The organism is Endothiovibrio diazotrophicus (assembly GCF_054657215.1).
The window spans coordinates 1-5,090 of sequence record NZ_BAAHXB010000190.1 but is presented as its reverse complement, the minus strand read 5'-3'; the positions used below and the strand labels follow the sequence as shown (position 1 = coordinate 5,090).

Annotated in this window: 10 protein-coding genes; 4 read left to right on the top strand and 6 right to left on the bottom strand. The window is 59.5% G+C overall.

The annotated features are described in order from the left end of the window. On the bottom strand, nucleotides 1-317 hold a 317-nt coding region (locus tag ACYQ2W_RS25170; protein WP_459873607.1), incomplete at its 3' end, for a hypothetical protein. A 93-nt stretch (nucleotides 318-410) separates the two neighbouring features. Continuing rightward, nucleotides 411-650: a PIN domain-containing protein gene (locus ACYQ2W_RS25165; RefSeq protein ID WP_459873605.1), complete on the bottom strand. Its 240-nt coding sequence runs from the start codon at nucleotides 648-650 to the stop codon at nucleotides 411-413. A gap of 104 nt (nucleotides 651-754) precedes the next feature. Here ACYQ2W_RS25165 and ACYQ2W_RS25160 point away from each other — a divergent pair, with 104 nt between their 5' ends. Further along, nucleotides 755-1,075, top strand: coding sequence for a CcdB family protein (locus ACYQ2W_RS25160; RefSeq protein WP_459873603.1), 321 nt, complete (start codon nucleotides 755-757; stop codon nucleotides 1,073-1,075). A gap of 177 nt (nucleotides 1,076-1,252) precedes the next feature. After that, entirely contained in the window at nucleotides 1,253-1,471 is a 219-nt protein-coding gene (locus ACYQ2W_RS25155; RefSeq protein ID WP_459873609.1) for an OST-HTH/LOTUS domain-containing protein, read from the top strand. A gap of 78 nt (nucleotides 1,472-1,549) precedes the next feature. Here the strand turns inward: ACYQ2W_RS25155 and ACYQ2W_RS25150 are convergent, their stop codons facing one another. The 3 genes from ACYQ2W_RS25150 to ACYQ2W_RS25140 all read right to left on the bottom strand — a co-directional run bounded on the left by ACYQ2W_RS25150 (nucleotide 1,550) and on the right by ACYQ2W_RS25140 (nucleotide 2,900). Continuing rightward, the gene (locus ACYQ2W_RS25150) at nucleotides 1,550-1,774 is read right to left on the bottom strand and encodes a DUF2061 domain-containing protein (RefSeq protein ID WP_459873601.1); all 225 of its coding nucleotides are present in this window, start codon (nucleotides 1,772-1,774) and stop codon (nucleotides 1,550-1,552) included. Nucleotides 1,775-2,260: 486 nt separating this feature from the next. Further along, nucleotides 2,261-2,617: a HepT-like ribonuclease domain-containing protein gene (locus ACYQ2W_RS25145; RefSeq protein WP_459873599.1), complete on the bottom strand. Its 357-nt coding sequence runs from the start codon at nucleotides 2,615-2,617 to the stop codon at nucleotides 2,261-2,263. After that, nucleotides 2,610-2,900, bottom strand: coding sequence for a nucleotidyltransferase family protein (locus ACYQ2W_RS25140; RefSeq protein ID WP_459873597.1), 291 nt, complete (start codon nucleotides 2,898-2,900; stop codon nucleotides 2,610-2,612). Before ACYQ2W_RS25140 ends, ACYQ2W_RS25145 begins: the two co-directional genes overlap by 8 nt. A gap of 447 nt (nucleotides 2,901-3,347) precedes the next feature. Here ACYQ2W_RS25140 and ACYQ2W_RS25135 point away from each other — a divergent pair, with 447 nt between their 5' ends. Continuing rightward, nucleotides 3,348-3,533, top strand: coding sequence for a type II toxin-antitoxin system TacA family antitoxin (locus tag ACYQ2W_RS25135; protein ID WP_459873595.1), 186 nt, complete (start codon nucleotides 3,348-3,350; stop codon nucleotides 3,531-3,533). Nucleotides 3,534-3,572: 39 nt separating this feature from the next. Continuing rightward, complete coding sequence (locus ACYQ2W_RS25130) at nucleotides 3,573-3,974, top strand: addiction module protein (RefSeq protein ID WP_459873593.1); 402 nt, start codon at nucleotides 3,573-3,575, stop codon at nucleotides 3,972-3,974. 386 nt (nucleotides 3,975-4,360) lie between these two features. Here ACYQ2W_RS25130 and ACYQ2W_RS25125 read toward each other — a convergent pair whose 3' ends face one another. Continuing rightward, complete coding sequence (locus ACYQ2W_RS25125; RefSeq protein WP_459873591.1) at nucleotides 4,361-5,017, bottom strand: tetratricopeptide repeat protein; 657 nt, start codon at nucleotides 5,015-5,017, stop codon at nucleotides 4,361-4,363. Between the last annotated feature and the right edge of the window lie 73 nt (nucleotides 5,018-5,090).

The window sequence follows — 5,090 nt, the reverse complement described above, 5'->3', positions numbered from 1 at the left end:
GTTCTACGAACGCGATATGGTTTCGCCTGAGCCGCTACTGTCCGGCCTTTGCGGCCTTCGAGCGGGTCCATACACGACTGGTGGAATTGCGTTCCGTTCCGGTTAGCCTTTAGCGCCGGGAAGAGCGAAATCGATTTCGGCGCAGTCGCGTCGGCGAGGGCGTTCGTCCGCACTTCGGTGAAATTCGCCCCGAGTGCCATGGGCAAGGAGCTTGGGTCGGGCAATAAACGGATAACCGCGGACGAGGTGGCTCCTCGTTCGAAAAAACGACAATAACCAAGTGTTTTTCTTTGCCATTGTCGCAGCCAGGGGGTCAAGTCTTTCCTTTTGCATTTCAACTTTAATCATCAAAAAAGGAGAGCACAAGCAGGACATCCGCCCCAACCACCATCACATCCAGCCACACTCAATTATATGAACGGATTGAGAATCGTCAGTTGTTCGATGACGTGGCCATGCTGGAGATCTTCACTGTACAAGGTCTCGCAGCCGGCATGCTGGGCGGCGGCGATGATCAGCGCGTCGTAGGGGGAGTAGCGGAGCCGGCAGTGGAGACTCAGGGCGCGGTCGTAGAGTTCGGCGCTGGAGTTGACGTGGCAGAGGGGGAGCAGCACGCCGTTGAGGTATTGGATAGCGGCATCCTGCGGCATCGGAGTGGCAAATTTGAGCTCAAGCAGGACACCCAAAAAAAAATGGCCGATTCGTGGGTAAGAGGCAGGACCGGGGTCTTCAGCGACCGTCTTCGGCGATTTTGATGGCTCAGGTCGACGTCTATCGCAATACCGATCCCGCTTCCCTCAGAGACGGTACCCTATCTGCTGGATCTTCAGAACGACCTGCTCGATCCCCTCGGCACCCCTGTCGTCGCACCGCTGATCCCAGCCGGGCGGGCGGGGCTTCCAATCCGATCTCCAGGCTGACTCCGGTCCTGGAGGTCGAGGGGCGCCTCCTGCTGCTCTCCATCCCCGAACTGGCTGGCATCCCGAACCGACGGCTCGACCCTCCCGCCGGTTCCCTCGACGGTCACCGGGATGAGATTCTCGCCGCCTTGGACCTTCTGTTCACAGGTATTTGATGCTTCGTCGTTGGGCCTCGTCGCCCGGGTGCTGCTGTCGGACGGCGCGCTGGAGATCGACCGGTTGGCTGGATATGCCAATAGCGATAGGCGGGACACCCGAGGCAACAAAACTCTCTGCCTTCGGTTGGCGTTGCCGCGGGTGTCCCGGTAGCTCGCAACCTGTTGCGTAGTGCCGTGGCGGCGACGGCCGACGACGAAGGCTGGACGACCATCGCGGCGGTCGGTTCGCATATCGGGAATCAGAGCTCCTTCGACGCCAGAAATTACGGATTCAACAAACTCAGCAAGCTGATAGAGGCCACGGAACTCTTCGAGGTGGAGAAGCGCAAGATGCAAAAGGGCAACTCCTACGTTCTCTATGTGCGGGACAAGCGATTTGTAGACCACTCCTGACCCATGGGAAGGCGCGAGGGAGGCGGCGCGGGGGCCGAACCGTCGTCGGACTCCGGCCTCTCGACGAAACCGGCGGGCTCACGGGGCGGCCGGCAAGGCCTCGGCGGGCTCCCTCGCACCATGTGCCCCTGAGTGGGCGGTGAAGTGGGCCCACACCTTCTCGTGGAAGAAGTAGGCGACGGTGTTGACCGCCGGCTCCACCAACGCCATCGCGCCGCCGATGGCGACGCTACCGGTCATGAGGTAACCCACCGAGAAGGCGACGGTGAAGTGGACGGCGGCGAACGAGACGGTCTTGGCCATGGCGGCATCCTCCGAAGTGGGTGTTGGAGGAGAGTATGAAACCCGTCGATTTGTCTGTGAAATCGTTTGAATTTTTGTTTGTGATAGATGTTGACGATCATTTCGGGTCGTGGCGCGATCCCGTGGAGTTCATGTCGCGGTGGCGAACGTCGTGAGCGCGGAGCGGAGCTGAGACACGGAGGCGCACCATTTACCTGCCACCGCGGCTCTTGTCGCGACTGCCTTTCCCCGGATGTTCGGCGGTCGGATCGGAGATAGCGTTGTCGTGGGTGTCCCTGTAGTGTGCCTGTAGTGTGCCCTGTAGTGTGCCCTGTAGTGTGCCTTTGCCTACGCTGATAACCGATCATCACCCCCCCCGTGGGCATAGGAAACGAGTTTGAGTCGTTTGACAATCAGTCGGTTGAAAAAGTGCGGATCTCATTCGTCAAGTCGATTGATCGCCTCGGTGGAGCGGAGATGCGGTCGATAATCTTGACGCTGCCGTCGTCATGGACGCACCTCGTTCCGCAACGCCTCAAGCCTCGCCAACAGGTCGGGAATGTCGTCTCGGATGATGCTCCAGAGGGTGTCGTCGTCGAGCCCGAGATATCCGTGAATGAGGCGATTGCGGGTGGCGATGATCATCCGCCAAGGGATTTCGTCGCGCGCCGCCCGAACTTCATCCGGGATGTGAGTGGCGGCTTCGCCGATCAGTTCGAGATTTCGTAGGGTGGCGTCATAGGTGAGTCCAGTCGCTACGAAATTCGACTGGTCGAGTCCTTCGGTGTAGGCGCGGACCTTTTCGGCGAAATCGATCATGTCATCGAGATAGAACCACCACTCTCGCCGAGGGGTGTCAGACATTGACCCGCTCCTCTTCAATGTAAGGGCGGAGTTCCGGGCGGAGGGCCTTCTCGGTGACCAGGTCGATCGGACAGCCAAGCAGATCCTCGAGGTAGAACTGTACGCCAAAATAGCGTTTGGAGGTGGCGGGGCCGTCGAAGTCCACGAGGATGTCGACATCGCTTCGGCTGGATGCGGTGTCGCGTGCGGTCGAGCCGAACAGCGCCAGTCGGGTCACGCCGAAACGCTCCTGTAGCACCGGCTTGCTGAGGGCGAGTAGTTCGAGGGCGCGCTGTCTGTTCATCATCCTACCCCAGGGGTCGCTTCCACCCCCTGATCCTATCAGAATGACGCGCTTTGCACGGGGTAGGATAGGTGCCCTGGGAGGCAGGATGGGTTCGCCGCACCCGATGCCGCTATCCCGCCAACCTTACCAGCCAAACCCTCCGTGGGCTTTATCTCTCGCCTTGTTCAGCCTCGAGGGGGCGCTCGTCGGGGAGCGGGGCGGAGCAGCCGTCCTTCGAGGCAACGTCTTGTCTCGCCCAACGCGTCCCGTCAAGCGGGTGGCGCCACTTTGACGTCACCACTATGCTTGGGCCGACGAAGACCCGCAGGAGGGGTAGATCGTGGAATCTTCCGTAGCCAAGAAAGAACGCATTGCCGCCCGTGTCCCGCACGAGGTCTATACGACCTTGTGTTACGCCGCCGAATTGACCGGGTCAACGGTTACCAGTTTCTGGTCCAGTCCGCCATGAAGGAGGCCAATGCGGTGGTCGAGCGGGAGCGGACCATCCGTCTGAGCCGTCGCGATTGCGAGCGGTTCCTGGATCTGCTGGAAAACCCTCCCGAGCCGAACGCGAAGTTTGCATTGGCCATGAAGGAGTACGAGGACGCGAAGTGTGGCGATACGGATTCTTCCTTTGACTGGCGACCATGACCGACAGGGTTTCGATTGCCGGCGAGCGGAACTCAATGAATGGATGGTTGTGTAGAATCCCGAACAACGCCAGAAAAAGGGCGTTTCCGAGATTTTTGTTGCCGGTTTGGCAGGGACGAGGTTTGGCGTAACGCGATGTCGGAAAGGCGGCGCAAGCAACCTCCTCGTGCTACCCTACAGGAAAGGCGTTGTATTGGTGGAGTTCGAAAAATGTCGGCGGATTTCCAACTGATTATTGAAAAGATCGGTAATCTTACCTCGGACGAGAAGGCTCTGGTGGCTCACTGTCTTATCTCATCGCTCGAGACTCGGCATGACGACAATGTAGATCAAGCGTGGGCGGAGTTGGCGGAGAAGAGATTCAATGAACTCAAGTCAGGAGACGTTGAGGGGGTGTCCTGGAGTGAGATAAAAAATCGAATAAAACGAAGTAATGTATAAAATCATATTTCACCCTGATGTTGAGCATGAAGTCCAGTCGTCGTACGACTGGTATGAGGAGCAAGTAATCGGACTGGGTGATGATTTTTTGAATGAACTCGAGGCGGCATACCAGACGATTGCCGAACTCCCTTTGACTTGGCCGAAGTTCCACATGGATTTCCGGCGTTTGCTACTTGGTAAATTTCCTTTTCGGTGATCTACCGATTCGAGAATGAAACGACATACGTTGTCGCCGTCATGCACAACAGCAGAAAGCCGGGTTATTGGGCAAAGAGAATATAGTATCGGGGTTGGTGGCTCGGGCCGCGGAGAGGTAACTCGCTTGACGGGTGGTGAGACATCGGGCGGGTCCGCCTCGCCCGGTTGTCTCACCACAGCACGCCTTACCAGCCACTCCCCCCCTCGGCCTTCTCCTTCGCCTTGGCCAACGCCACCTGGATCTCCTTCCGCCGCCCCTGGTCGGCGACCGGCTGCTTCGGCCGGGCTGGCGCATCGAGCGCCTTCTTCAGTGCCACTACCGCCTCCTTGTATTCCCCCTCCTCCAGTAGATAGTCGCCGTAGAAGTAGTTGGGATCGATGCCGTCGGGGTTTTGTTGCAGCGCCTTCTTCAGGTACTCCTGCGCCTTGTCGCCGTCGCCGAAGCCGATCGGCCAGCCGGGGACCTTGTAGTAGAGGGAGCCGAGCGAGGTGTAGGCGGAGCCGTCGAGGGCGGTGGGGTCGATCTTCTCCGCTTCGAGCAGCAGGTCGCGCGCCTGCTTCACTTGGTCGAGGGCGCCGAGGCCACCGATGACGCCGGCGTAGCTGGAGAGGATGATGCCGTGCCAGATCTTCGGTTCGGCCCGCCGCGGATAGGCGGCCTCGAAGGCCTCGGATTCGTTGATCAGCTTCTTGAAGGCGGTCTCCTGCTGCGCCTTGTCGGTGCGGTAGTTGGCGATCGCCCAGTCGTGTTGCACCGCGTCCAGCTCCTGATTGAAGTCGGCTGCGTTGGCGGTGCCGACCGTCAGGGCCAGGGCGGCGGCGATTAGGGTGGGTTTGATCATTGGGAGGGCTCCGTTGTGCGGTTCTTTCGACGGTTGTTCCGGCTGGAGGCGCCGTGCTCCGGACCATCGCGAC

Coding starts and splice junctions, on each gene's coding strand:
- ACYQ2W_RS25150 (WP_459873601.1), bottom strand. CDS start 1,774: ATGGCCAAGACCGTCTCGTTCGCCGCCGTCCACTTCACCGTCGCCTTC.
- ACYQ2W_RS25165 (WP_459873605.1), bottom strand. CDS start 650: ATGCCGCAGGATGCCGCTATCCAATACCTCAACGGCGTGCTGCTCCCC.
- ACYQ2W_RS25140 (WP_459873597.1), bottom strand. CDS start 2,900: ATGAACAGACAGCGCGCCCTCGAACTACTCGCCCTCAGCAAGCCGGTG.
- ACYQ2W_RS25160 (WP_459873603.1), top strand. CDS start 755: ATGGCTCAGGTCGACGTCTATCGCAATACCGATCCCGCTTCCCTCAGA.
- ACYQ2W_RS25135 (WP_459873595.1), top strand. CDS start 3,348: ATGAAGGAGGCCAATGCGGTGGTCGAGCGGGAGCGGACCATCCGTCTG.
- ACYQ2W_RS25130 (WP_459873593.1), top strand. CDS start 3,573: ATGGATGGTTGTGTAGAATCCCGAACAACGCCAGAAAAAGGGCGTTTC.
- ACYQ2W_RS25145 (WP_459873599.1), bottom strand. CDS start 2,617: ATGTCTGACACCCCTCGGCGAGAGTGGTGGTTCTATCTCGATGACATG.
- ACYQ2W_RS25125 (WP_459873591.1), bottom strand. CDS start 5,017: ATGATCAAACCCACCCTAATCGCCGCCGCCCTGGCCCTGACGGTCGGC.